The organism is Streptomyces sp. Ag82_O1-12 (assembly GCF_900182715.1).
GTDB classification, from domain to species: Bacteria; Actinomycetota; Actinomycetes; order Streptomycetales; family Streptomycetaceae; genus Streptomyces; species Streptomyces massasporeus.
Genome location: NZ_FXUW01000001.1, coordinates 857,062 through 881,009, shown reverse-complemented (window position 1 = coordinate 881,009; position 23,948 = coordinate 857,062). Strand labels below are relative to the sequence as shown.

Annotated in this window: 22 protein-coding genes and 1 pseudogene; 10 read left to right on the top strand and 13 right to left on the bottom strand. The window is 72.7% G+C overall.

Annotated elements, in window-relative coordinates:
• Positions 1 to 45: 45 nt before the first annotated feature.
• Together QOL88_RS04145 and QOL88_RS04140 are read right to left on the bottom strand one after the other, a co-directional pair.
• Positions 46 to 741: an HAD family hydrolase gene (locus QOL88_RS04145; protein WP_097215134.1), complete on the bottom strand. Its 696-nt coding sequence runs from the start codon at positions 739 to 741 to the stop codon at positions 46 to 48.
• A gap of 19 nt (positions 742 to 760) precedes the next feature.
• The gene (locus QOL88_RS04140; protein WP_031111300.1) at positions 761 to 1,237 is read right to left on the bottom strand and encodes an Lrp/AsnC family transcriptional regulator; all 477 of its coding nucleotides are present in this window, start codon (positions 1,235 to 1,237) and stop codon (positions 761 to 763) included.
• 198 nt (positions 1,238 to 1,435) lie between these two features.
• On the opposite strand from QOL88_RS04140, the gene QOL88_RS04135 reads away from it, so the two are divergent.
• Both QOL88_RS04135 and QOL88_RS04130 read left to right on the top strand, forming a co-directional pair.
• Positions 1,436 to 2,926: an FUSC family protein gene (locus QOL88_RS04135; RefSeq protein ID WP_097215133.1), complete on the top strand. Its 1,491-nt coding sequence runs from the start codon at positions 1,436 to 1,438 to the stop codon at positions 2,924 to 2,926.
• A 476-nt stretch (positions 2,927 to 3,402) separates the two neighbouring features.
• Positions 3,403 to 4,437 (top strand): lactonase family protein, encoded by a 1,035-nt coding sequence (locus QOL88_RS04130; RefSeq protein WP_097215132.1) that lies wholly within the window; start codon positions 3,403 to 3,405, stop codon positions 4,435 to 4,437.
• Positions 4,438 to 4,611: 174 nt separating this feature from the next.
• Here QOL88_RS04130 and QOL88_RS04125 read toward each other — a convergent pair whose 3' ends face one another.
• The 4 genes from QOL88_RS04125 to QOL88_RS04110 all read right to left on the bottom strand — a co-directional run bounded on the left by QOL88_RS04125 (position 4,612) and on the right by QOL88_RS04110 (position 8,551).
• The gene (locus QOL88_RS04125; protein ID WP_097215131.1) at positions 4,612 to 5,535 is read right to left on the bottom strand and encodes a sirohydrochlorin chelatase; all 924 of its coding nucleotides are present in this window, start codon (positions 5,533 to 5,535) and stop codon (positions 4,612 to 4,614) included.
• A gap of 110 nt (positions 5,536 to 5,645) precedes the next feature.
• Positions 5,646 to 6,632 carry an N-acetylglucosamine kinase gene (locus QOL88_RS04120; RefSeq protein ID WP_097215130.1) on the bottom strand — a complete coding sequence of 329 codons (987 nt, stop codon included), beginning with the start codon at positions 6,630 to 6,632 and terminating at the stop codon, positions 5,646 to 5,648.
• Positions 6,629 to 7,306: a uracil-DNA glycosylase gene (locus QOL88_RS04115; RefSeq protein ID WP_031110561.1), complete on the bottom strand. Its 678-nt coding sequence runs from the start codon at positions 7,304 to 7,306 to the stop codon at positions 6,629 to 6,631. The genes QOL88_RS04120 and QOL88_RS04115 overlap by 4 nt, the downstream gene beginning before the upstream one ends.
• Positions 7,307 to 7,393: 87 nt before the next feature.
• On the bottom strand, positions 7,394 to 8,551 hold the full coding sequence (locus tag QOL88_RS04110) for a WD40/YVTN/BNR-like repeat-containing protein (RefSeq protein WP_097215129.1): 1,158 nt from the start codon (positions 8,549 to 8,551) through the stop codon (positions 7,394 to 7,396).
• Positions 8,552 to 8,752: 201 nt separating this feature from the next.
• On the opposite strand from QOL88_RS04110, the gene QOL88_RS04105 reads away from it, so the two are divergent.
• Positions 8,753 to 9,337 (top strand): Rv1733c family protein, encoded by a 585-nt coding sequence (locus QOL88_RS04105; protein ID WP_097215128.1) that lies wholly within the window; start codon positions 8,753 to 8,755, stop codon positions 9,335 to 9,337.
• Positions 9,338 to 9,340: 3 nt separating this feature from the next.
• Here the strand turns inward: QOL88_RS04105 and QOL88_RS04100 are convergent, their stop codons facing one another.
• Both QOL88_RS04100 and QOL88_RS04095 read right to left on the bottom strand, forming a co-directional pair.
• Positions 9,341 to 11,356 carry a PBS lyase gene (locus QOL88_RS04100; RefSeq protein WP_097215127.1) on the bottom strand — a complete coding sequence of 672 codons (2,016 nt, stop codon included), beginning with the start codon at positions 11,354 to 11,356 and terminating at the stop codon, positions 9,341 to 9,343.
• Between the two features lie 198 nt (positions 11,357 to 11,554).
• Positions 11,555 to 13,225: a DNA alkylation response protein gene (locus QOL88_RS04095; RefSeq protein WP_097215126.1), complete on the bottom strand. Its 1,671-nt coding sequence runs from the start codon at positions 13,223 to 13,225 to the stop codon at positions 11,555 to 11,557.
• A 75-nt stretch (positions 13,226 to 13,300) separates the two neighbouring features.
• On the opposite strand from QOL88_RS04095, the gene QOL88_RS04090 reads away from it, so the two are divergent.
• On the top strand, positions 13,301 to 14,059 hold the full coding sequence (locus QOL88_RS04090; protein ID WP_097215125.1) for a PaaX family transcriptional regulator C-terminal domain-containing protein: 759 nt from the start codon (positions 13,301 to 13,303) through the stop codon (positions 14,057 to 14,059).
• An 80-nt stretch (positions 14,060 to 14,139) separates the two neighbouring features.
• On the opposite strand, the gene QOL88_RS04085 is transcribed toward QOL88_RS04090, so the two are convergent.
• Positions 14,140 to 14,928, bottom strand: a complete 789-nt coding sequence (locus tag QOL88_RS04085) for a pectate lyase (protein WP_097215124.1) — start codon at positions 14,926 to 14,928, stop codon at positions 14,140 to 14,142.
• A gap of 389 nt (positions 14,929 to 15,317) precedes the next feature.
• On the opposite strand from QOL88_RS04085, the gene QOL88_RS04080 reads away from it, so the two are divergent.
• The gene (locus QOL88_RS04080) at positions 15,318 to 16,613 is read left to right on the top strand and encodes an extracellular catalytic domain type 1 short-chain-length polyhydroxyalkanoate depolymerase (protein ID WP_097215123.1); all 1,296 of its coding nucleotides are present in this window, start codon (positions 15,318 to 15,320) and stop codon (positions 16,611 to 16,613) included.
• 34 nt (positions 16,614 to 16,647) lie between these two features.
• Here QOL88_RS04080 and QOL88_RS04075 read toward each other — a convergent pair whose 3' ends face one another.
• On the bottom strand, positions 16,648 to 17,727 hold the full coding sequence (locus QOL88_RS04075; RefSeq protein ID WP_097222852.1) for an NADH:flavin oxidoreductase/NADH oxidase: 1,080 nt from the start codon (positions 17,725 to 17,727) through the stop codon (positions 16,648 to 16,650).
• A gap of 118 nt (positions 17,728 to 17,845) precedes the next feature.
• Between QOL88_RS04075 and QOL88_RS04070 the strand changes: the two genes are divergently transcribed.
• Positions 17,846 to 18,196, top strand: a complete 351-nt coding sequence (locus tag QOL88_RS04070; RefSeq protein WP_283445875.1) for an ArsR/SmtB family transcription factor — start codon at positions 17,846 to 17,848, stop codon at positions 18,194 to 18,196.
• Between the two features lie 6 nt (positions 18,197 to 18,202).
• Here the strand turns inward: QOL88_RS04070 and QOL88_RS04065 are convergent, their stop codons facing one another.
• Positions 18,203 to 19,546 carry an FAD-dependent oxidoreductase gene (locus QOL88_RS04065; RefSeq protein ID WP_097215122.1) on the bottom strand — a complete coding sequence of 448 codons (1,344 nt, stop codon included), beginning with the start codon at positions 19,544 to 19,546 and terminating at the stop codon, positions 18,203 to 18,205.
• A 208-nt stretch (positions 19,547 to 19,754) separates the two neighbouring features.
• Here QOL88_RS04065 and QOL88_RS04060 point away from each other — a divergent pair, with 208 nt between their 5' ends.
• The 3 genes and pseudogenes from QOL88_RS04060 to QOL88_RS04050 all read left to right on the top strand — a co-directional run bounded on the left by QOL88_RS04060 (position 19,755) and on the right by QOL88_RS04050 (position 20,731).
• Positions 19,755 to 20,213 carry a DUF6214 family protein gene (locus tag QOL88_RS04060; protein ID WP_097215121.1) on the top strand — a complete coding sequence of 153 codons (459 nt, stop codon included), beginning with the start codon at positions 19,755 to 19,757 and terminating at the stop codon, positions 20,211 to 20,213.
• 30 nt (positions 20,214 to 20,243) lie between these two features.
• Positions 20,244 to 20,432: pseudogene (locus QOL88_RS04055) on the top strand (NF041680 family putative transposase); the annotation flags it as partial.
• Positions 20,433 to 20,464: 32 nt separating this feature from the next.
• A complete protein-coding gene (locus QOL88_RS04050; RefSeq protein WP_097215120.1) occupies positions 20,465 to 20,731 on the top strand; it encodes a hypothetical protein in 267 nt (88 codons plus the stop codon).
• Positions 20,732 to 20,740: 9 nt separating this feature from the next.
• Here the strand turns inward: QOL88_RS04050 and QOL88_RS04045 are convergent, their stop codons facing one another.
• Positions 20,741 to 21,394 carry a DUF305 domain-containing protein gene (locus tag QOL88_RS04045; protein ID WP_097215119.1) on the bottom strand — a complete coding sequence of 218 codons (654 nt, stop codon included), beginning with the start codon at positions 21,392 to 21,394 and terminating at the stop codon, positions 20,741 to 20,743.
• A gap of 190 nt (positions 21,395 to 21,584) precedes the next feature.
• Between QOL88_RS04045 and QOL88_RS04040 the strand changes: the two genes are divergently transcribed.
• Positions 21,585 to 23,087, top strand: coding sequence for an LVIVD repeat-containing protein (locus tag QOL88_RS04040; RefSeq protein WP_097215118.1), 1,503 nt, complete (start codon positions 21,585 to 21,587; stop codon positions 23,085 to 23,087).
• Here QOL88_RS04040 and QOL88_RS04035 read toward each other — a convergent pair.
• The gene (locus QOL88_RS04035) at positions 23,075 to 23,761 is read right to left on the bottom strand and encodes a TetR/AcrR family transcriptional regulator (protein WP_097215117.1); all 687 of its coding nucleotides are present in this window, start codon (positions 23,759 to 23,761) and stop codon (positions 23,075 to 23,077) included. The two genes, QOL88_RS04040 and QOL88_RS04035, sit on opposite strands and share 13 nt — an antisense overlap.
• Positions 23,762 to 23,948: the final 187 nt, after the last annotated feature.

The window sequence follows — 23,948 nt, the reverse complement described above, 5'->3', positions numbered from 1 at the left end:
CTAGAGAGGGGACGGGGGAGCGTCAACGGGTCGGGAGCGGCGAGTTCAGGAAAGGCCGGCCGAGTTCACCAGCCAGTCGTACGCGGACCGCGCCGTGAACTCCCCCTGGCCTCCCGGCAGAAGCAGCCCCGCCGTGGCGAACTCCGGTGCGTCCGCCTGTGCCGGGACGTACGGGATCGCGATGCACCGCATGCCGGCCGCGTGCGCGGCGGCCGCGCCCGGGGCGGCGTCCTCCAGTACGACACAGTCGGACGGTGCCGCGCCGAGTCTGCGGGCCGCCTCCAGGAACACGTCCGGCGCCGGCTTGCCGTGCGCGACCTCGTCGGCGGAGACCACGGTGCGCAGGTGTGCGTCCAGTCCGGTGGCGGTCAGTACCGCGGTGATGGCCTTCGGGGAGGAGCCCGAGGCCACGGCCATGGGCACGCCCTCGGCCGCCAGCAGTTCGACGAACGTGCGCATCTCCGGGTAGGCGCGCGTGGCGCCGCGGGCCAGCTCCAGGTAGCGGCGGTTCTTGGCGGCGACCAGTTCGTCCACCGAGTCGGGCAGGTCGTAGCGGTCCTTCCAGTCCGCGACCGTCTCCTGCGTGCTGATGCCGACGTACCGCTCGTGGTCCGCCCAGGTGAAGTCCGGGACGCCGTGGTCGGCCAGCGTCTGCCGGCCCGCCTCGTAGTAGTTCGGCTCGCTGTCCACGAGTGTTCCGTCGAGATCGAAGATGACCGATATTCCATGGAGCGTGCTCATGGGGCCATGCTCTCAAAGATCATCCGCGGGCCGACCGCCCGATCGACTCCACCAGCGGCAGCATCCGGTGGGAGACGCGCTCGCGCAGGGCGACCTCGGTTCGGGTGCGCACCACCCCGGGCATGCTGATCAGCTTCTGGACGACGTCCTCCAGATGGGCGTTGTCCCGCGCCACCACCCGGGCCAGCAGATCCCCGCCCCCCGTGATCGAGAACGCCTCCACGATCTCCGGCACCGCCGCCAGCGCGTCACCCACCTCGTCGAGATGCCCCTGGGTGACCTCGATGTGCACGAACGCCAGGACCGGATGCCCGAGCGCGGCGGGGGAGAGGGCCGGGGCCGTGCCGGTGATCACGCCGTCGCGCTCCAGTCGGTCGAGCCGGGCCTGGAGTGTGCCCCGGGCGACGCCGAGGATCCGGGCGTACTCGCGCACGCTCGTGCGCGGCTGCTCCAGCAGCAACCGCAGGATGCGGGTGTCGAGCTCGTCCACGGGCATGACGCGTCCTCCTCGTCCGTTGGCTCTGCCGCGGCCGTCCCACGGCCTCTCTGGTTGCGCCAATGGCACAGTCTAGGAGGAGCCGCTTGAGCCAGTGGCCCCCGAGATGCTGATATGGACGCGTCGATGGCGCTGCGGACCCCGCGGCGCCTTTTTCATGCGCACTCATGGCCGGTGTTGCGAGAGGGGCGGTAAGCGGTGCTGAAGAGGGTGTTCATGGCTCCGGATCCGGGGCGGACGAGGTTGCGGTTCGGCGCGCGGGCCGTGCTCGGCATCGCGCTCGCGGTCGCTCTGTGCGGCCTCGCCGGGCACTCCCTCACGGGTGCCGTCACCGGCGGTCTCGCCGCCCTGCTCGCCCTGTTCACCGTCACCGACGCCACGGTCCGCGGCCAGGCGGTCACGACCGCGCTGCTGCCCGCCGTCGGCCTGCCCGTGCTCACCGCCGCGGCCGAGCTGCACGACCACCCGGTGGCCCGCGACCTCACCTTCCTCGCCGTGGTCGGCGCGGGCGTGTACGCGCGCCGCTGGGGACCGCGCGGGCACAGCCTCGGCGTGTTCGCTTTCATGACCTTCTTCGTCGCGCAGTTCCTGCACGCCACCACCGACCAGCTGCCCCAGCTGTACGTCGCGGTCCTGCTGTCCGTCCTCGCCGCCGCCGCTGTGCGATTCGGCCTGTGGTGCTACGAGCGCCGCCTGCCGCCACCCGCCGTGCCCGCACCGCCGGGCGGCACCGGCCTGGCCCGGGTCACCACCCGGCAGGCGATCCAGGCCACCGCCGGGGCGGGCTTCGCGCTCGTCGTGGGTCAGCTGGTGTCCGGGCAGCGCTGGTACTGGGCCGTCGGCGCCACCTGGTGGATCTTCGTCAACACCACCTCGCGCGGCGAGACCCTGGTCCGCGGCTTCCGGCGGTTGCTCGGCACGGTCATCGGCATCGCCCTCGGCCTGCTCGTGGCGGTGCCCGTGCACGGCGACCCGGCCGTCACGGCCGCCCTCGCCGCCGTCTGCGTCTTCGGCATCTTCTACACGGCCGCCGTGTCCTACACCTGGATGATGCTCTGGGTCACCCTCCTGGCCGGCCTGCTCTACGGCCTTCTCGGCGTGCTCGGCCCCGGGCTGCTCGCCCTGCGGCTCGTCGAGACCGGCGTCGGGGCGCTCGGCGCCGCCCTGGCCGTGATCCTCGTCCTGCCCGTCACCACCCACAGCATCACCGACGCCTGGATCCGGCGGGCCCTGGGCTGTGTGCACGCCTGTGCCGTCGAGACCGCCCGGCGCCTGGCGGGTGCGGCGGACGCCGACCCGGCCCCGCGGGTCGCGGAGCTGGAGCAGCTCCTCGCCCGGGTACGACTCTCGGTCGCCCCGCTCGTGCACCCGCTGAACCCGATGCTCGGCCGCAAGCGCCGGGCCCGGCACGTGCTCGCCCTCCTCGACGACTGCGCCCGGGAGGTCCGCGGCCTGGTCGCGGTCGCCGCCGACCCGGAGGCCTCCCACGACGCGCGTCTGGCCGTGGCCTGCGGACGGGTGGAGGCCGCTGTCGAGGCCCTCACCGAGGGCAGGGACATCGCGGTCCACGCGGACGGACCGCCCCACGCGGAACCGGCCCTGGCTCACCTGCACGGCCTGGAACGAGCCCTGTCCGAACTGGCCCGCCCCCTGCGCACGCCGTCGGGCTCCCCTTTGGTGGGCGCCTGACGGAAGCGCTCCGCGAGGCCGGGCGCGGACGGTGGCGTACCGGACCGGCCGACGGAGCCCGTCGGCCCGCCCTCTGGCGGCCGGGCCGGGGGGTGTGACGTGGAGCGCCTCTGACCCGAGCTGACTCGCACTCCGCGCTGGTCGGCGGGGCCTCCAGCGCGTATCCAGTCCATCAGCCAGGTCACTCAGAGGCCGCCGCAGGCCCGCTTGCTTGGCGGAGCATTCCCACAGGCCCGGCGCGCACAGCCGACCTGGCCCGCCCGGCTGTGCACGCCGCCGGCTGGTGAGCGCCTGACGGGCCGCTGTCCGGCGTGGCCCGGAGCCTGCCTCGGCGGGGCCGGGGCCGTCCCCTCCCGCCGGTGCCCACCGCGTCCGGCACGGGTCCAGGCGGGCGAAGCACCCTTGACCGTTTGGTCTAGACCTTGCATGATCGGCTGCGCGGTCATTCCGGGCGGCGCGGGTGAGAGGGGACAGCGGTGGCGGACGGCGGGCGGCGGGCGTACATCGGGTCGTTCACGGCGGCCGGCGGCCCCGGGATCGTGACCGCGGAGGTCGACCCCGGCAGCGGCGCGCTGACCGTGCTGAGCAGCGTGAACGCCGTGCAGGACCCCTCTTACCTGACCCTCGCGCCCGACGGGCGGACGCTCTACGCGGTCAGTGAGACCGCCGACGGCGCGGTGGCCGCGTACCGGGTGGACGGGGACAAGCCCGTGCCGGCCGGGCGGCCCGTGCCGGTCGGCGGCAGCGGCCCGACCCACCTCGGCCTGTTCGACGACCACGTCCTGACCGCCAACTACGGCTCCGGCAGTGTCACCGCGGTCCCCGTCCGCCCCGACGGCGCCCTCGCGCGTTCCGCTTCCAGCGTGCTCCGGCACCGCGGCGCGGGGCCGCACACCCCCCGCCAGCAGGCGCCGCACGCCCACCACGTGCAGCCCGACCCGAGCGGCCGCTGGGCCATCAGCGTCGACCTCGGCACGGACTCGGTACGGGTGTGCACGCTGACGGACGGCGCCCTGGCCCTGCACCGGGAGACCGCTCTGCGCCCCGGCTCGGGACCGCGCCACCTCGCCTTCCACCCGGACGGCTCGCGGGCGTACGTCGTCAACGAACTGAGCCCGTCCGTCACCGTCTGCCGCTGGGACGCCGCGTCGGGCGTCCTGACGCCGCTGTCCGAGACCCCGGTGCTGCCGGGCGCACCGGCGCGCGACGCCTACCCCTCGGGCATCGTCACCTCGCCCGACGGCCGCTTCGTCTGGACCGCCACCCGCGGCGAGGACGTCCTGTCCGTGCTCGCCGTCGAGGGCGCCGAGGGCGAGGAGCTGCGGCTGGTCACCACGGTCCACTGCGGCGGCCACTGGCCGCGCGCCCTCACCGCCTCCGGCGGCTCCCTGTACGTCGCCAACGAGCGCTCCGGCGACGTGACGTGGTTCGCGGTCGATCCACTCACGGGCGTCCCGCGACGAGGCGGCTCGATCCGGGTGACGGCGGCCTCGTGCGTGGTCCTCGGCTGAGGGGTGAGGGTTGAGGACCGAGGGTTGAGGACCGAGGGTTGAGGACCGAGGGCCACGGACCGAACGCGCCCGCATCCGGCCCGATGCCCCGGAAGCCCATGAGCCCACCCCCGACGGCGAAGGCCCGCTCCGAACCGGAGCGGGCCTTCTCGGCGTCGTGCGCAGCGCCTCGCGTCAGCGGGCCGGCGTGCTCTGCGCCTGCTGCGGCGCGATGCCCAGCGCCGTCGTGTACTTGGCCAGGGCGAGCTTGCCGATCGCCGGATAGGGGCCGAGCGACTCGGCGGCGGAGCAGCCCGCCTCCTTCGCGGCCTCCTCGATCAGACCCGGCTCGATCTCCGGACCGATCAGATACGGCGCGAGCGCCAGCTGCTGCGAACCCGAGGAGCGCAGCTGCTCGGCGACGGAGGCGATGGAGCCCTCCTGGTCCAGGGCCGCGGCCATCACCGGCACGGCGAGGCGCGCGGCGAGCAGCATGCCGGTGATCCCCGCCGCCTGCACGGCCTCGTCACCGCCCACCGACGCCAGGACGATGCCGTCCGCGGCGGTCGCCACGGTGAACAGCCGGGCGCGGTCGGCGCGTGCCAGACCGGCCTCGGACAGCCGCACGTGCAGCGCCTCGGCGAGCAGCGGGTGCGGACCGAGGACATCGGTCAGCTCGGCGGCGACACGGCTCTCCATGAGGGCCTGGCGGACCTGGCGCAGCAGCGCGCTGTCCGGCCCGGCGAGCAGCGGCACGACGACGGCTACGGGGCCGTCGGGCATCTTGACGTCCAGGCCGGCGGCGCGGGCCTGCTCGAAACGGGCCGTGCGCTCCTCGGCGGTGTGCACGAGCACGGCCTGCAGCGAGGGGAACTCCGCGTTGTCCCCGTCGAGGTAACCGATGCGGGCGTCGAGGCCGGGCAGCTCGGAGCGGGCGATGCTCACGACCTCCTCGGCGAGGCTGCGCGTGGCGCTACTGGGCGTCCCCGGCACGGCGAGGACGAGCGCGGGCGCGCCCTCGGGAGCAACCAGCGGCTCGGGACGGCGGTGCCGTCCGGGCTGGCGGGGGCGCGGCATTCGTACAGGCAGGCCATCCGCGGGCCCAGTGGGGGAACTCATGGCGCCGCATGTTACTGGCTTCTCGGGTTCCCCTGTTCGGGGAGGGTGCAGGTGAGCGGTATCCGTCCTGTTTTGTCTGATGAGTTACGTACGGAGGGGAAAGGAACGGATCAATCACCCGAACGGGTGGTCACGGACAGCATCGTCCCGTCACTCGGCAGCACGAGTGAACCGCTGCTCAGTTCGGCCGCCATGCGTACCGAGCCGTGCAGGGGATCACCTTCGGCCGGAACCCGTTGCATCTGTGGCAGCCGCCGCGCCAGTTCCTCGTCCAGAGGGCCGAGCAACGGCTCGCCCAGCTTGAACAGGCCGCCGGTGACGGCGATGCGCGACGCGCCGCCGGAGGGGCACACGGCTGCCGCGGAGTCGGCCATGTGCCGGGCGGCCGCACGCAGGATGCCCGCCGCGACGGGGTCCTCGTCCGCGCAGGCGGCCACGCGGGGCGCGAAGGAGGCGAGCACGGCCGGCCGGTCGGGCCGGGGATACAGCGCGCCGGGCAGCCCCGCCACCGGCCCGAACACCTCCTCGGCGCAGGCCAGCAGCCCGGCAGAGCCGCCCTCACGCCCGTCGTGGGCGCGCAGCGCGGCCTCGAGACCGGCCCGCCCGATCCACGCACCACCTCCGCAGTCGCCGAGCAGATGCCCCCAGCCGTCCGCCCGCCGCCAGCCGGTGAGGTCGGTGCCGATCGCGATCAGTCCGGTCCCCCCGGCGATCACGGCACCGGGGCGTGTGCCGAGCGCACCCACGTACGCGGTCACGGCGTCGGCGGCCAGCGCGACCCTGCGCACGCCCCACTCCCGGGACAGGGCGCCCGGCAGTTCGGCACGCAGCCCGCCCCCCAGAGAGGCCAGCCCGGTCGCGCCGACGACGACGGTGGTCAGCGGCACCGCCCCCGCCTCGGCGGTCAACGCGCGCACCAACGGCACGAGTCGCGCCATGAAGTGTTCGGGGTCGATGCCCCGTTCGCCGGTGCGGACCGGCTCACGGGATTCCCGCCGGGCGAGCGGTCCTCGCTCGGCGGTTCCCACCACGGCCCGGAGTCCGGAGCCGCCGGAGTCCACGGCGAGGAACCCGGAACCCTCCGACACTCCGGTCACGGCAGGCGCCAGTCGACCGGTTGGCCGCCCTGGCGGATCAGCAGGTCGTTGGCCCGGCTGAACGGGCGGGAGCCGAAGAAGCCGCGGTCGGCCGACATGGGGGAGGGGTGGGCGGATTCGACGGAGGGCAGGTCGCCGAGGAGCGGGCGCAGATTGCGGGCGTCACGGCCCCACAGGATGGACACCAGCGGCTTGCCGCGCCCCGCCAGGGCCCGGATCGCCTGCTCCGTCACCTCCTCCCAGCCCTTGCCGCGGTGCGCGGCGGGCTTGCGCGGGGCGGTGGTCAGGGCCCTGTTGAGCAGCAGTACGCCCTGCTGCGTCCACGGCGTCAGGTCGCCGTTGGACGGCTGGGGGAGCCCCAGGTCGGCGTTCAGCTCGCGGTAGATGTTGATGAGGCTGCCCGGCAACGGCCGTACCTCGGGCGCGACCGAGAAGGACAGCCCCACCGCGTGCCCCGGAGTCGGGTACGGGTCCTGACCGACGATCAGGACGCGTACGTCGTCGAAGGGCTGCTGGAAGGCCCGCAGGACGTTCGCCCCGGCCGGGAGGTAGGTGCGTCCGGCGGCGATCTCCGCGCGGAGGAAGTCCCCCATCGCGGCGACGCGTTCGGCCACCGGTTCCAGGGCCTTCGCCCAGCCCGCTTCGACGATCTCATGCAAGGGTCGTGGTGCCACGGGCGTCACCCTACTGCCGTACGGGCAGCGGCGATCAACCGGTGGCCAACGCCTGAGCGCTCCCTCGCCCCCCGCCCCGTCCGCGCCTCAGCCGACGAGCGCGGCACGCACACACAGCACGTCCGGCAGGTGCGAGGCGAGCTGCTGCCAGCTGTCGCCGTCGTCCGCCGACGCGAACACCTCGCCGTTGCGGTTGCCGAAGTAGACGCCCGCCGGGTCGGCGTCGTCCGTGCACATCGCGTCGCGCAGCACCGTGCCGTAGTGGTCCTCCGGGGGCAGCCCCGCGGAGAGCGGCTCCCAGCTCTTGCCTGCGTCCGCCGTCCGGTAGACGCGGCACCGGTGGTCGGCCGGGACCCGGTCGGCGTCGGCGTTGATCGGGAACACGTACGCCGTGTCGCCTCTGTGCGGATGCGCCGCCACCGCGAAGCCGAACGTGGACGGCAGGCCCTCGCCGATGTCCGTCCAGTGCGCGCCCGCGTCGTCGCTGCGGTACACCCCCCAGTGGTTCTGCAGATACAGCCGGTCCGGGGTGGCGCCGTCCCGCGTGACCTTGTGCACGCACTGGCCGAACTCCGGGTTCGGGTCGGGCAGGAACACCGCCGAGACACCCGAGTTGGAAGGCGCCCAGCTCGCGCCGCCGTCCAGGGTGCGGAACACTCCGGCGGTCGAGACGGCGACCGTCACCGCCTTCGGGTCGCGCGCGTCGGTGAGCACGGTGTGCAGGCCCTCACCGCCACCGCCCGGCACCCACTTCGACCGCGTGGGGTGCTCCCACAGCGGCCGGACCAGCTCGAACGTCTCCCCGCGGTCCTCCGAGCGGTACAGCGCCGCCGGTTCGGTGCCCGCGTACACCACGTCAGGCTCGGCGGCGGCCGGGTGCAACTGCCACACCCGCTCCAGGGACGCCCCGGTGTCCTTGGGGAACTTGACCGCCGGGCGGGCGGGTTCGGTCCAGGTCCGGCCGAGATCGTCGGAGTGGAACACCGAGGGGCCCCAGTGCGCGCTGTCGCCGCCCGCCAGCAGCCGCGGGGTGCCGGCCCGGGCGTCGATGGCGACCGAGTACACGGCCTGCGCGTTGAAGTAGGGGCTCTCGTCGAACTCCCAGGCGCCACCACCTCGCCGGCGCCCGATGAACAGGCCTTTGCGCGTGCCCACGGCGAGCAGTACCTCGGTCATGCCGATCACCTCCGCGGCGTCGTCCTTGACGCCTTCGTCCCGAACACCGGCCAGTCTGCACCCGACCACTGACAGTCACCTCCGGAAAGGGTTCCGGCGCAGGTCAGCAGGGGTGTCGACGCTGTGGTCGCAGCCTCCCGCAGACCGCCCCCACAGGGCACCGGCCCGTGGGGACCGTCACGTCGGGCAGGTGCACTGAGCATCCGGGCACCGCGGTCCGTATGGGGAGAGCGGCGGAATGGTCGTGGGCTCGTGAGGAGGAGGCCTTCGATGGCGTTACGTGGTCCGAGGGTGTGGCTGTGGCGCTGGCGGCGCAATCCGCTCAAGCGCCGCGCCGACAGGGTGGAGGCCTGGGTCGTCCTGGGCGTGTGGCTGCTCACCGTCTTCGTCGGGGTGCTGGCCGGGACGGCGGTGAGCCGCTCCGTGGAGGACGGGCTGGCCCGGGAACGGGCCGAATGGCGCCCGCTCATGGCACGGCTCGCCGAGCGCGCTCCGGGGACGGCCTCCGAGAACGCCCACGTGTCCCGGGCCGAGCAGGTGTGGGCCACGGCGCGGTGGAATGCCGCGGACGGCTCCGAGCACTCCGGCCAGCTGCGGGTCCCGGCGGGCAGCGCCGCCGGCGCCCCGGTCACCGTGTGGACGGACCCCGAGGGCCGCCAGGTCACCCGGCCCGTCACCGAGCCCCAGGCCCGCGTACGGGCCTCCCTGATCGGGGGCGTGTCGGGCCTGTGCGCCGCGGTCGTCCCGCTGGGCGCCGGCCGAGGCCTCCGCAGCCGCCTGGAGCGCCGCCGCATCGACCAGTGGGACGCGGAGTGGTCCCGCTTCGGCCCGATGTGGGGGCGTACGGCCGGGTGAGGCCTACGGGTGCCCCTGCCCGGCCAGCGCCTCCCGGCACGTCCGCAGCAACGCCAGGTCCTCGCGTATGCGGTGGCCGCCGCAGTCGCTGCGATGCCGCCGGGGGGCGGCGAGCTCCGCCCGGAGCACGTCGTGCAGGGGTGCTCCCGCGGGCCCCAACGCCGAGACGCACTCCGCGATCGTGGTGCGCGTACGCGGGTGTTCCGCCCACGCGGAGCGCAGGACGGGGAGGAACCGCTCGGGTTCCCCGGCCGCGCGCCATACCGCGCACGCGGCCGTGACCCGCGCCCACTCGTCGCCGGAGGCGGCCATCTCGCGCAGCGCGGGCAGGGCCGGACGCGCCGCCGCGCCCAACCGCCCCAGAACGGCCGCGGCATGGCGTCGGTGACCGCTCCCGGTGTCCGACAACTCCCGCAGCAGTACGGGCAGCACGGCGTCGGCGTCGCCCGTGACCGACCACAGCGCGTCGGCCGCCGCGACCGCGCCGGCGGTCCCCAGCAGCCCGCGCAGCTCCGGTATCGCCTCGCGCGCCGCGCCGCCGAGCACGCCGAGGGCACGCACCGCCGCCGCGGTGACGGCGTCGCGCTGCCGCACACCGTCCGGCATGCCCCGCAGCAGACGCAGCACCGCCGGCATGGACTCGACGTCGCCCAGTGCGGCGAGGGCCGACAGCAGGGGAACGGCCCGCTCGCGCACGTCGGAGGCGTCGAGCGGCACGCGGGCGAGCCGTCGCCGCAGCGCCGGGGCGAGCGGAACGGCCGCGCCGCCCAAGTGGGGTATCACCAGCCCCAGATCGTTCGGGACGACCGGGCCCGCCAGCACCTCCGCCAGCACCGGTACGGCCCGCGCGTCCCCGGCCCCGGCCAGTGCCTTGAGCGGACCGCCCAGGGCCGGCGCACCCCGCTCCGCGTGCCGTATCCGGAGCTCGGGACGGTACGTCACCAGCGCGTGGAGAGGGTCGGCGGCGGGCGCGGCCAGCGCGAGGAGCTCCACCAGGACGGCAACCGCCGCGTCGTGCAACCTGGCTTCCCCCGCTCCCAGTTGGTTGCCGATGAGGACGACCGGCTCCGCGTGGCCGGTGCGCCACTCCCGGATCAGCCCGGCCGACATCCACACGCCGTTGCACCGGTCGAGGGGATCCGGGCTGGTCAACTGGCCGCACAGCAGGGCGACCCGGTCGGGCACCCGGCTGCCGAGCGCCGAGTGCAGGGTCCGCAGCAGCCGGGACCCCTCCTCGTCCGAGGGGCGCAGCCTCCGCAGCCGGCCGGCGAGCGTGTCCGGACCGGCACCGTCGTACGGCTGCCCCGCCCGACCCCGCTGCTCGGATCTGTCCCTGAGCAGGCGGACGACGGTCGGTACGAGATCGGCGGGGAGCCGGTCCTCGGCACACCCTGCGAGCTGCCCGAGCGCGGCGAGCCTCAGGCCGGGGCCGTGAGGGGGCCCGCTCAGCTCGGTCAGCAGGCGCACCGCCTCGGCTGTGTGGGCGGCATCGGTCGGACGGAACCGCCGCGCGAACAGGCCGAGACTCTCCGCCAGGGCGAGCAGCACCCGGTCGTCCCGCTCCACGGTGATCCGCTCCCGCACCAGGGCGAGCACCCGCGCCGGCCGGCCGAGGAACCGCACCAGCGCCCCGGCGGCTGCCCGGCGTACGCCGGGGTCCGCGTCCCCCGCGAGCCGTTCGAAGACGTCGGCACGCGCCCGCAGGGCCTCCCGGACGCTCGCCGCGGGACCATCGGGGGCACCGTCGATGTCACCGATGCTGACGAGGAGCTCCACCACCTCCGCCCGGTCCCGCACCTCCTCACGGCCGGCGAGCGCGAGGAGAAACGGAACACAGGCGAGTGTCGCGTCGTAGACCCCGCCCTCGTGATGCACCGCGCCGTACATCCCGTCGAGCGCGGTCTGTCGCTCGGCCGGGTCGGCGGAGGCCAGCCCCCGCAGTAGTCCGGGCACGTCCTCCGCGCTGCCGTACGCGTGGCGCAGCGAGGCCCAGTCGACCTCGTCGATCCCCCTGAACACGGTGTCCTCCCCCAGGCGAACTGCCAACTGACGGGGAGTCTGCACCACGGCACTGACAACGAAGCGGAATCGGGCGATGACTGTGCGCGAACTGTGCGCACGATGGCTTGAGTTCGAGTCGGCCCCGCCCGGGCGCGCCGACCCGGCCGACCCGCCCGGGGTCCGCGAAGCCGCCCGGCGTCAGCCCGTCCCGGCGCCTCAGTCCTCGCCGCCGGGCAGCGCCCGCTCCACGATCGCGTCCAGGCCCGCCGATTCCGGCAGCGTCCCGAACGCATGCCCCCAGTCGCCCCCGAGCCGCGTCGCGCAGAACGCGTCGGCGACCGCCGGCGGGGCGTGCCGGACCAGGAGGGAGCCCTGGAGGGTCAGCGCCATCTGCTCCACGAGACGCCGTGCCGTCGTCGCGGATGCCTCGGACAGCCCCGTCCTGAGCCGCGTCACGGCCGCGTCCAGCCGGGCGTCCGCGCCCCGGGCGAGGGCGAGCTCCCCGAACAGGGCCTCGGCGGTGCCCGGTTCACGGCTCAGCGCCCGCAGCACGTCGAGGGCGTTGACGTTCCCCGAGCCCTCCCAGATCGACAACAGGGGTGCCTCCCGGTAGTGCCGGGGCATGCCCGAGTCCTCGACGTAGCCGTTGCCGCCGAGGCACTCCAGGGCCTCCGCGGTGAAGGCCGGGCCGCGCTTGGTCACCCAGTACTTGCCGACGGCGGTGGCGATCCGGCGGAACGCCGCCTCACCCTCGTCCCCGCGGATCGCCCGGTCGGCCGCCCCCGCCAGCCGCAGGGTGAGCGTCGTGGCGGCCTCCGACTCCAGCGCCAGATCGGCGAGAACGTTGCGCATCAGCGGCTGGTTCACTAGCCGTGAGCCGAACGCGCTGCGGTGGCGCGCATGGTGCCCCGCCTCGACGAGCGACTTGCGCATCAGCGCGGCCGACATCATCACGCAGTCCAGCCGCGTGCAGTTGACCATCTCGATGATGGTCTTCACGCCCTGGCCCTCCGGCCCGACCAGCCAGGCCACCGTCCCGTCGAACTCGGGCTCGGAGGAGGCGTTGGACCGGTTGCCCAGCTTGTCCTTCAGCCGCTGGACGCGGAAGGTGTTGCGGGTCCCGTCGGGCAGCACCCGCGGTACCAGGAAGCAGGACAGCCCGCCCGGTGCCTGGGCCAGCACCAGGAACACGTCGCACATCGGCGCCGAGGTGAACCACTTGTGCCCGCGCAGCGTGTACACCCCGGGCTCGGCCGTGGGCGTGGCCGCCGTGGTGTTCGTGCGGACGTCCGAACCGCCCTGCTTCTCGGTCATCCCCATGCCCGCCAGCAGCCCGCGCTTCTCTGTGGGCTCCCGGAGGACGGGGTCGTACTCCCGGCTCGTCAGCAGTGGTTCGTAGAGCTTCGCCAGCTCCGGCTGCCTGCGCAGCGCCGGAACGGCCGCGTAGGTCATCGACGTCGGACAGCCGTGCCCGGCCTCGGTGTGCCCCCACACCAGTCCGCCCGCGCTGCGCACGACATGGGCGCCGGGCCGGTCGTCCGCCCAGGGCGAGGCGGCCAGGCCCTCCCCGATCGCCGTGCGCATCAGGTGGTGCCAGCTGGGGTGGAACTCGACCTCGTCGACGCGGTTGCCGTACCGGTCGTGCGTCCGCAGCTCCGGCTCGTGCCGGTTGGCCAGGTCGGCCCACTCCTGCGCCTGGGCACTCCCGGCCTGCCGGCCGAGCCGCCGCAGGTCCTCCTCGGCCCACCCTGCACCCTCCCGCCGCAGCCCCTCCAGCAGGGCCGTGTCGTCGGATGCGTCGTAGGGGGTGAGGGGCGGGGCCTGGTTGGTGACGTCGTGCGTGCCGGGACCGCCGTGCGCCCGCTGTTCGTCCGGTGTCGAGACCATGCCGCGAGTGTTGCACTCTGACTACGACCGCAGCAATCCTGCAACACGGAATTCCGCCGCGTACAGTACGTGACCATGCCGATGAACGTCCCGGCGCGGTCCGGCGCGCTCGATCTGCGTCCGCTGTCCGCGCGGTCGGTCGTGCTGAGCCTGCTCCTCGGGACACATCCGCCCGAGCTGCCGGCCAGGGAACTGGTGCGGCTCGTGGAGGGCTTCGACGTCGGCGGCTCGACCCTGCGGGCGGCGCTCAGCAGGATGGTGGCCGCGGGGGATCTGCGGCGCACGGACGGCGGTTACCGCCTCAGCGACCGGCTGCTGGAGCGCCAGCGCCGTCAGGACGACGCCGTGCACCCGCGCACGCGCGCGTGGGACGGCGACTGGGAGATGGTCGTGGTCACCGCGACGGGACGCGGCCCCGCCGAACGGGCCGACCTGCGCACCCGGCTGAACGCCCTCCGGCTCGCCGAACTCCGCGAGGGTGTCTGGCTCCGCCCCGCGAACCTGACCCGCGCCCTGCCCGGTGACCTGAACCGGGTGGTCCAGCGCTACACGGCCCGCCCCGACCGGCCCTCGGGCGAATTGGCCGACACACTGTGGCCGCTGGACGCCTGGTCCGCCACGGCCCGGTCCCTGCTCGACCACATCGCCGGCGCTCCCCGCCCGGCCGACCGCCTGACCGCCTTCGCCGCCGTCGTACGGCACCTGCTCACCGACCCCGTCCTGCCGCCCGGACTCCTGCCCGCCGACTGGCCCGGCACCGGACTGCGCGCCGCCTACACCGACTACCAGCGGGAGCTGGTCGGGGAGGTGCGCGCGCGGGTGCGCGGCACCTGACGCGGACGGCCGTGCGCAGCGCCCGCCGGGACGCTTCGCACGGCCGCCTTCACCGTGGGGGGAGGATGACCTGCCCGGGACTACCTGTAGGTGACGTCCGAGGTGGAGTAGAGACAGTTCTTGCTGTCCGGTCCGGAGCCGACGGCCGTGTTGTTGTTGTACTTCTGGCAGGGCACGACCTTGCGGCCGGAGTCGTTGCGGATCGTGATGTTCCGCAGCGTCGCCACGTCGTTGCGGTTGACGTTGATGCCGACGAGCCGCGCGGTGGAGCCGGTGCCTGTCACGTCGACGGTGTTGAGGTTGACCTTGCGCGTGTACTGCGTGGAGCAGTCGCCGCACGAGCGGTACAGCGTCTTGAACTCCTGCACCGCGAAGTTGGAGATGGTCAGCGTGCCGCCGCCGTTGTGCTGGAAGACCTTGTCCGCGGCCTTCTTCGCTCCGCCGCCGATCACCTGGTAGGTCGCGCCGTTGCCGCCGCGGAAGGTCGCTGCGTCCTCGCCGACGTCCTCCCACCAGACGTTCTGCAGCGTGCAGCTGCCCTCGCAGTGGATGCCGTCGGCCGCTGGCGCGCCGAGGATGACGTTCTTCAGCACCGCGCCGTTCGCGAGCTTGAAGATCGGGTCCTGGCCCTCCTCCTGGCCGTCACCGGCCAGGTCTCCGGTGCCGTAGAACCGCTTCATCCCGTAGTCCTTGGTGCCGGACACGGAGATGGTGGAGGAGGTGCCCTGGCTCCCGTTGGGGGTCGGCCAGGTCGCGGCGCTCGCGGTGGGCGCGTTGGTCGTCATGATCATGCCAACCGAGAGGCCGAGGGTGGCCAGTGCGCCGGTCAGTGCGCGCCGGCGGGCGCGCGGGCGTGTCGCAGAAGTCATGTCCCGATTCCTTCTGTCGTGGGGGTGGAGGCGCGTCGCGCTCCTCGAGGAGCCCGAGCGTCCCGTCGGGGAGTGCCTTCAGTGAGCTGTTCATATAACTGAACGCAGTTCAGTGTTACGTCCGAAACGACTTCCCGTAGAGGTGTGTTCGCTTCGGCGGGTCACGCTGCTGAACGGAACGTAGAGGGCAAGCGCTTTCTAGTCAACGCCTCACGCAGAACGCGTTCGGCCGCTCCTGGTCAGGGTGACGACGATGTGGGAGCGCTTCCATGGAAACCATGTCCATGTCACCATGCCGAACGGATGCTTCCTGAACCGCACCTCACGACGGAAGGAACCCGGACGTGTCTGCCACCCCCCGCCCCACGGCGCCGAGACGCCTGCGGTCGATGCTCCTCGCGCTCGTCGCCGCGCTGCTGCCGTTACTCGCGGCCACCGCGCTCATCGCGCCCGCGGCCGCCGCGGGCGAACCCGCACCCGATGCCGCCCGCGCGGGTGCCGTCCCCGCCGCGGCCCTCACCGAGGTCACGAACTTCGGTACGAACCCCAGCAGCCTGCGCATGTACCTGTACGTACCGGAGAGCGTCACGCCGAAGCCGGCCGTCGTGGTGGCCGTGCACTGGTGCACCGGCTCGGGCCCGGACATGTACAACGGCACCGAGTACGACACGCTCGCCGACCGCTACGGATTCATCGTGCTCTACCCGTCCGTCACCCGCAGCAGCAAGTGCTTCGACGTCTCCTCGCCCCAGGCCCTGCGCCGCGGCGGCGGCAGCGACCCCGTCGGCATCAAGTCGATGATCGACTGGACCACCCGGACCTACAACGCCGACACCGGCCGGATCTTCGCCACCGGCATCTCCTCCGGCGCGATGATGACGAACGTCCTGCTCGGGGACTACCCGGACGTGTTCGCGGCGGGCGCCGCCTTCTCCGGCGTCCCGTTCGGCTGCTTCGCCACCACCGACGGCTCCGAGTGGAACAGCGCCTGCTCGGGCGGCTCGGTCATCCGCACCCCGAAGGAGTGGGGCGACCTGGCCCGGGGCGCGTACCCCGGCTACACCGGCGCCCGGCCCCGGATGCAGATTTGGCACGGCACCGAGGACGACGTCCTGCGCTACCCCAACTTCGGGGAGCAGATCAAGCAGTGGACCGATGTGCGGGGCGCGAGCCAGACCCCCACCACGACCGACACGCCCCAGTCCGGCTGGACCCGTACCCGGTACGGCGGCACGGGTGACCGGGCCCCCGTGGAGGCCATCAGCCTCCAGGGCGTCGGGCACAACCTGTACGCCCAGGGCATGGCGTCCCGCGTGCTCACCTTCTTCGGCCTGGACAGCTCCGGCCCGGCTCCCCAGCCCCAGCCCGGCGCGTGCAGGGTGACGGCCTCGGTGAACGCCTGGAGCACCGGTCTGACCGCCTCCGTGACCCTCACCAACACCGGAACGACGGCCGTGGACGGCTGGAAGCTCGGCTTCACGCTGCCAGCGGGGCAGACGGTCACCGGCGGCTGGGGTGCTACGTACGCGCCGTCGTCCGGGTCGGTCACCGCCACCAACGTCGCGTACAACGGCACCATCGCGCCGGGCGCGAGCGTGAGCATCGGCTACCAGGCGAGTCACGGCGGCAACAGCGCCGCCCCGGCCGCGTTCACGCTCAACGGAACGGCGTGCGCGGCCGGTTGACGTGCCCGGGCGGGTACCGGGCCGGACGGTCGGTTCAGACCGACCGGTGGTACTGGTCCGGCACCCGCACCTCGCCGCCGAGCTCCCGCGCCGCGTGCCGCGCCCACGAGGGGTTGCGCAGCAGCTCGCGGCCCAGCAGGACCGCGTCCGCCTCGCCGTTGGCCAGGATCTTCTCGGCCTGCTCGACGTCCGTGATGAGCCCGACCGCGGCGACCGGCAGGGCCGTCTCGTTCTTCACCCGGGCGGCGAAGGGCACCTGGTAGCCGGGGCCGGTGGGGATGCGGACGCCGGAGGCGTTGCCGCCGGTGGAGACGTCCAGCAGGTCGATGCCGTGGGCCCGCAGATCGGCTGCGAAGCGGACCGTGTCGTCCGCGGTCCAGCCGCCGTCCTCGAGCCATTCGGTCGCCGAGACGCGGAAGAACAGCGGCTTGTCGTCCGGCCACACCTTCCGTACGGCGTCGACGACTTCGAGGGCGAAGCGGGTGCGGTTCTCGTACGAGCCGCCGTAGGCGTCGGTGCGGTGGTTGGAGTGCGGGGAGAGGAACTCGTTGATCAGGTAGCCGTGGGCGCCGTGGATCTCGGCGACCTCGAAGCCCGCGGCGAGCGCGCGACGGGCCGCGGCCGCGAACTGCTCGACGACGTCATGGATCTGGTCGACGGTCAGCTCGGCCGGGGCCGGGTGCCTGTCGTCGAAGGCGAGCGGGCTCGGGGCGACCGAGTCCCACCCGTGGGCGTCCGGGCCGACCGGGGCGCCACCCTTCCAGGGGCGGTCCGTCGACGCCTTGCGTCCTGCGTGGGCCAGCTGGATCGCCGGCACCGTCCCCTGGGCGGTGAGGAAGCGGGTGATGCGGCGGAACGCGTCGACCTGCGTGTCGTTCCAGATGCCCAGGTCGTAGGGGGAGATGCGGCCCTGCGCCGACACCGCGGTCGCCTCGACGATGATCAGGCCCGTCCCGCCGGTGGCGCGGGCGGCGTAGTGCGCGAAGTGCCAGTCGGTGGGGGCCCCGGTCTCCGGGCCCTCCGGCGCCGCCGAGTACTGGCACATCGGGGGCATCCACACGCGGTTCGGGATCGTCAGCTCGCGCAGGGTGCAGGGCTCGAAGAGCGCGGTCACGGCGGACTCCATTCGTCACGGGGCCGATGTCGACTCGTACGATAGGCATCGTAGTACGGTAGATGTCAAACTACGAGGGTTCTCGTACTATGGAGTCCCCGAGGAAGTGGAGCCCGCCGTGCCGTCCCCCGCCGTCAGCAGTCGTGACCTGCCGCATCCCGCGTCCGGCGAGATCAGGCTGGAGGACCTCCTGCACGCGCTCTCGGATCCGATGCGGCTGCGGATCGCGCGAGAACTCGCCGACGCGCCGGGCGAGTTGTCCTGCTCACACTTCGATCTGCCCGTCACCAAGTCGACCACCACGCACCACTTCCGGGTGCTGCGGGAGAGCGGGGTGATCCGGCAGGTGTACCGGGGGACGGCCAAGATGAACGGGTTGCGGCGGGATGACCTGGACGGGCTGTTCCCCGGGTTGCTGGACGCCCTGCTCGACGCCGCCGCCCGGCAGGCCACCCGGCTCGGTGGCTGAGCGCCCTCAGGGAGCCTTGTCCGCCGCGGCCTTCAGCAGGGACGGCCAGTCCGGAAGTTTCACCACGCCCCGCCCCAGTGAGGCTCCCAGTTCGGTCTCCGCCCGCTCGATCGACTGCCAGCCCGGCCATTCCACCGGGTCGGTTCCCGCCGCGCGCAGCGCCGGGAGGGGGTCGTCGGACACGGCCCGCAGAGCGAGGGCCGGCGCGTCCTCCAGGAGCGAGGTGGCCGTCTCCTTCGCGCAGGGGCGGTTCGTGCCGATCACGCCCGTGGGGCCGCGCTTGATCCAGCCCGCCACGTACTCGCCCGGGGCGACAGCGCCCTCGCGCAGGATCCGCCCGGACGTATTCGGGACGGTGCCGGTGACCGGGTCGAAGGGGAGGCCCTCCAGGGGAACTCCGCGGTAGCCCACCGAGCGCAGGACCAGCTGCCCCTCGATGACCTCATGGCGGTCCGTGTCCGTCACGCCGCCCTGGCCGTCCGGGGCCGTCCGCTCGAACCGGACCGCGCCCACATGGCCCCGCTCGGCGAGCAGCTCGGCCGGGCGGAGGAAGAACCGGAGATGGATGCGGCGCGGGGCGCCCTTCGGTGGAGTGGCGGCCCAGCCGCGCAGCACCTCGACGTTGCGGCGCTGCGGGGCGGGCAGTGCGGACGGGTCCGTGTATCCCGGATCCAGGGCCAGCTCCGCCGGGTCCACGACGACGTCCGTCTCCGGCAGGGTGCCCAGCTCGCGCAGCTCCTTGGTGGTGAACCGGGCCTGGGACGGGCCGCGCCGGCCCACCATGTGGATCTCGGTGACCCGGCTGTCCGCCAGGGTGGTCAGGGCCGCCTGTGGCATGTCGGTGGGGGTCAGCTCGGCCAGTCCCCGGGCCAGCATCCGGGTGACGTCCACGGCGACGTTCCCCACCCCGATGACCACGGCCGACCGGGCATCCCGCAGGAAATCGGCGTCCACGGCATCCGGATGGGCGCTGTACCAGGACACGAACTGCGTCGCCGACCAGCTCCCCGGCAGGTCCTCCCCGGGAACGCCAAGATGCCGGTCGGTTGCGGCGCCCACGCAGTACACCACCGCGTGGTACAGCTCCCGCAGCCCGCCGACGGTCACGCCGCCGGGGCCGATCTGCACACCGCCGAGGAACCGGACCCGCTCGTGCTCCAGGACCGCGCGCAGGTTGTTCTGCAGGGACTTGATCTTCTCGTGGTCGGGTGCCACGCCGTAGCGGACGAGGCCGTAGGGGGACGGCAGCCGGTCCAGGACGTCGACGCGCACCTCGGAGTCCAGCTGGACCAGGCTCTGGGCGGTGTAGCACCCGCTCGGCCCGGAGCCTACGACGGCGACTCGCAGCACGGAGAACTCCTTACCCGGGGGATCCGGCGGATCTCGGGAGAGCGCTGACACCTCCAGCATCGCACCGGCCGGGCTCCGCTGACAGGGTGCAGTGCTCCGCCCGCGGCGCGTGTCCGATCTATAGGGAATGTGATCATGCGGTTACGTACGGTGTGTGCTGGAAGCATCCTTTCTGAATCTTTCTGATCGCTCTCCGGCGGACGGTGCGGTGGCCGTGCGCCCCGCCTGGGAAGTGCGGGAGAACGAGGGCGCCACCCGCTGGTTCGAGTTCCGGCTGGTTTTCGCGGACGGCGCCCGGGTCGACGCGCTGGCCGTCGTGGGCGGCGGATGTGTCTGCGTCGAGGAGGTGCGCGCTCAGCCCGCGCTGTCCCTCGACGACATGGCGGTGCTCGCCGACTGGATCGAGGAGTCGGTCGCCGAGGCGTGCGGTACCGGGCCCGGTACCGACGGCCGCGGGAGCGAGGGGCGCCGAGCCCGGCCCGCCCGGCCGCGCGGGGCGGAGGGGAGGCTGCTGGTGGCGCGGGAGTACCGCGCGGCCCAGCGGGACGGCGCCGACCCGGTCCTCGCCGTGATGGACGCGACCGGGCACAGTCGTCGTACGTCGCTCAGGCTGATCGGCCAGGCCCGGGACGCGGGCCTGCTGTCGCCGCGCCGCGCCCGACGCTGAACCGGGACGAGGGCCCGACCTCCGAGCGCGATCAGCGCGAAGACCGGCTCGCCGACCGGTGCACCGAAACCCTCTCGTCCCGGCCCCGGCCGACCGCTCGGCTCGAGGAACCGCAATCCGGCTATCCGTCATGACGTGGGACGTGTCCTCGCCACCGGCGAGGCATACAGCCGTCCCACCCACCACAAGGTCGGCACCAAGCCCCGCAGAACAGGCTGACGAGCGACACAGAGGACCAGCACACTGAACGCATGCGCTATGAGGAGAGAGCCAAGCTCACGGCCCTGCAAACCCTGATCCCGCTGGCCATCCTTGTCGCCTCTCCAGTACTGCTGATAGCAGGAGCACCGATCCGCCGCCGCTATTTCCGCTACGTCTACCGCGATGAGGCCCCGCAGCTCCTGGACAAGAAGCGAGGGTGGGTCAGTGTCCACTACTTCGTGGTCACCGACCCACTCCTACAGTGGCTCTGCTGGCCCACAGAATCGCTCGCCCGTCTCATTGAGCGGCGAGGTTGAACGACAAGATCAGAGCATGTTCCGCATCCGTGTGATCTCGCTCGTCTGCTGCGCGATCACCTCGTCGGCCATCTCCTCGACGCGGATGTTGTTGCCTTGCCCCTTCACGTCCGTGGCCATGGTGATCGCACCCTGGTGATGGGTCGTCATGAGGGTCAGGAAGAGGTGGTCGAAGGCCTTTCCGTCGGCTGCGCGGAGCTTCTTCAGCTGGGCCTGCGTGGCCATGCCGGGCATCGCGGCGTGCTCGTGCCGCCCGGCCTTCAGCGGCTTGCCGTACGACTTCAGCCAGCCCTTCATGGCCTCGATCTCCGGCTTCTGGCCGGCCGCGATGCGCTCGGCGATCCGCTTCACGTCCTTCGACTCGGCGCGCTCCGGGGTGAGTTCGGTCATCACCAGGGCCTGCGCGTGGTGCTCGATCATCATCCGGACGTAGGAGACGTCGGCCGAGTTGGGGGAGTCGTTCTCCGAGCGCCGGACGGCGGCCTCCTCGGCGGACAGGGTGCGGTTCGCCTCGCCGGGTTCCCCCGGCGCGATCACGGCGGGCCCGTCCGCGGCGGCCGGCCCCCGGTCCGGACCGGAGTCACAGCCCCCGGCCGCGAGTACGGCCAGGGCGACCAGCCCCGTCGTGACGGCGGACGCCCGGGACGCACGGCGGAAGAGCACAACGACCTCCTGTGGCAAGCGGGTTGGGACGCACCGCGGGTTGCGGACGACGTACACGCACGTTTCCGCGGGTCATTGATCGGAAAACTTCATTGCGATTCTGTTGCCCTCTGTTGGTATGTGCATGGCGAAGACGATACTGCGTGGTGCGTGAACCGTTCCGCAGTGAACGGAACCAGGGAGGAAAACAGTGATCCTGTTGAACGACCGTAGAACACGCCGCAGACGCTTGGGAGTTGCCGCTGCCGCCGCCGGGCTGCTGGCCGCGCTCCTCACAGCGGCACCGGCAGGGGCCACCCCCGACCCGGGGGACGCGCCGCCCGCGCCGAAGAAGGTCTCCAAGAGTGACCAGGCAGAGGTCCGGGAGGCCATCCGGGACGGCGACATACCCGGCCAGGACGAGATCGTCCACTCCGACAACATCCGGCACCTGGCCCATGTCCCCAAGGACGTGCTCCAGGGCACGAACTCGGACCTCGCCTTCCAGGGCAGGTACGCGTTCGCGGGCAACTACGACGGCTTCCGCATCTTCGACATCAGCAACCCCAAGGCGCCGAAGACCGTCGCCCAGGTGCTGTGCCCCGGCTCGCAGAACGACATCTCCGTCTCCGGCGACCTGCTGTTCCTGTCCACCGACTCCTCGCGCAGCGACAGCAGTTGCTCCAGCACCACCCAGCCGGCGACCGAGAAGTCCTCGTGGGAGGGCATGAAGGTCTTCGACATCAGCGACAAGCGCAACCCGAGGTACGTCGCCGCCGTCGAGACCGCCTGCGGCTCGCACACCCACACGCTGGTGCCCGAGCGCCGCAACGTCTACGTGTACGTCTCCTCGTACTCGCCGAACGCCGCCTACCCCGACTGCCGGCCGCCGCACGACGGCATCTCCGTCATCAAGGTGCCGCGCAAGGCCCCCGAGAAGGCGAAGGTCGTGGGCTTCCCCGTGCTGTTCCCCGGTGAGGGGCCGGACGGCGGCGGCAACCCGGGCGGACCCACCAACCCGGGCGTGTCCAAGACCACCGGCTGCCACGACATCACCGTGCTGCCGTCGAAGGACCTGGCCGCGGGCGCCTGCATGGGCGACGGGATCCTGTTCTCCATCAAGGACCCGGAACGCCCGAAGGTCATCGACCGCGTGCAGGACAACGTGAACTTCGCGTTCTGGCACTCGGCGACCTTCAACCAGAAGGCGAACAAGGTCGTCTACACCGACGAGCTGGGCGGTGGCGGCGCGGCCACCTGCAACGCGGAGATCGGCCCGGACCGCGGTGCCGACGGCATCTACGACATCGTCGGCAAGGGCGACAAGCGCAAGCTCGTCTTCCGCAGCTACTTCAAGATCCCCCGCCACCAGGCGGACACCGAGAACTGTGTCGCCCACAACGGCTCGCTGATCCCGGTCAAGGGCAAGGACATCATGGTCCAGGCCTGGTACCAGGGCGGCGTCTCCGTCTGGGAGTTCACCGACTCGGCCAAGCCGAAGGAGATCGCCTACTTCGACCGCGGCCCGCTGACCACCGACACGATCAAGTCGGGCGGCTCGTGGTCCGCGTACTACTACAACGGCTACATCTACTCGAACGAGTACGCCCGGGGCTTCGACGTGCTGAAGATCGACGACCGGCGCACGGACCCGGCCCGCCGGGTCCACCAGCGTGAGCTCAACGTCCAGACTCAGCCGGACTACTTCGACTGACCCCGCGGGTCGCACTCCGGTGCGGCCCCGGTCGCGAAGAACCGCGACAGATCCTTGTCGTCCCTCCCGCCGCAGGCTCCGGTCTCCGGCGGGAGGCCCAGCTCCCAGCCGAGCCGGTAGCGCTTGAACAACTCGGCGCGCAGCACCGGCACCGGCATCGGTGCCCCCGGCACCAGGGCCGCGTACACCGAGCCCATCAGCAGGGCGCGCATCATCGGGTAGTCGCTGTCGACGTCCGGTGACCCGTGCCCGGCCACGGTCTCCCGCAGCAGCTCGGCCAGCCGCCGTTGCTCCGGGCACTGCATGAAGCCCTCGGCCTGCAGGATCCCCGCGATGTGCTGGCGCATCAGCACGGGCCGGTCCCGGGCCAGCCCCAGGATCGCGTCGATGGCCCGGGCCATCCGCTCCCGGCCGTCCTCCGTGCGCGGCTCGCGCTCCAGCGCCTCCTCCAGCGTGCGGTGCATCAACCGGTGCACGGCGGACTGCACCAGCTGGCGCTTGCCGGGGAAGTAGTACGACACCAGGCCCCGGGCCGATCCGGCCCGGTCCGCGATGTCGCCGAGCGTGGTCGCTTCGTAACCGCGTTCACCCACCAGCTCGACCGCCGCCTGCAGGAGCCGCTCCCGGGAACGCCGCCGCAACTCTTCGTTCACCGAGGCGCTACGCGGAGACATGCTGCAACTCCTGTGTTGACTGGCTGCCAGCCAACTATACTCAGAGGGATCCGGCCAGGACCTGTCAGGTCTGGGCCGGTGATGCCGTCTGCCTCGGGCGACGCGGGGGATCGTCCGAGGCGGGCGAGCACTCCGCCCCAGTAGTGGCCTTGGGCTACTTTCCGAAGCGGCTGACCGTCCCCGTGGG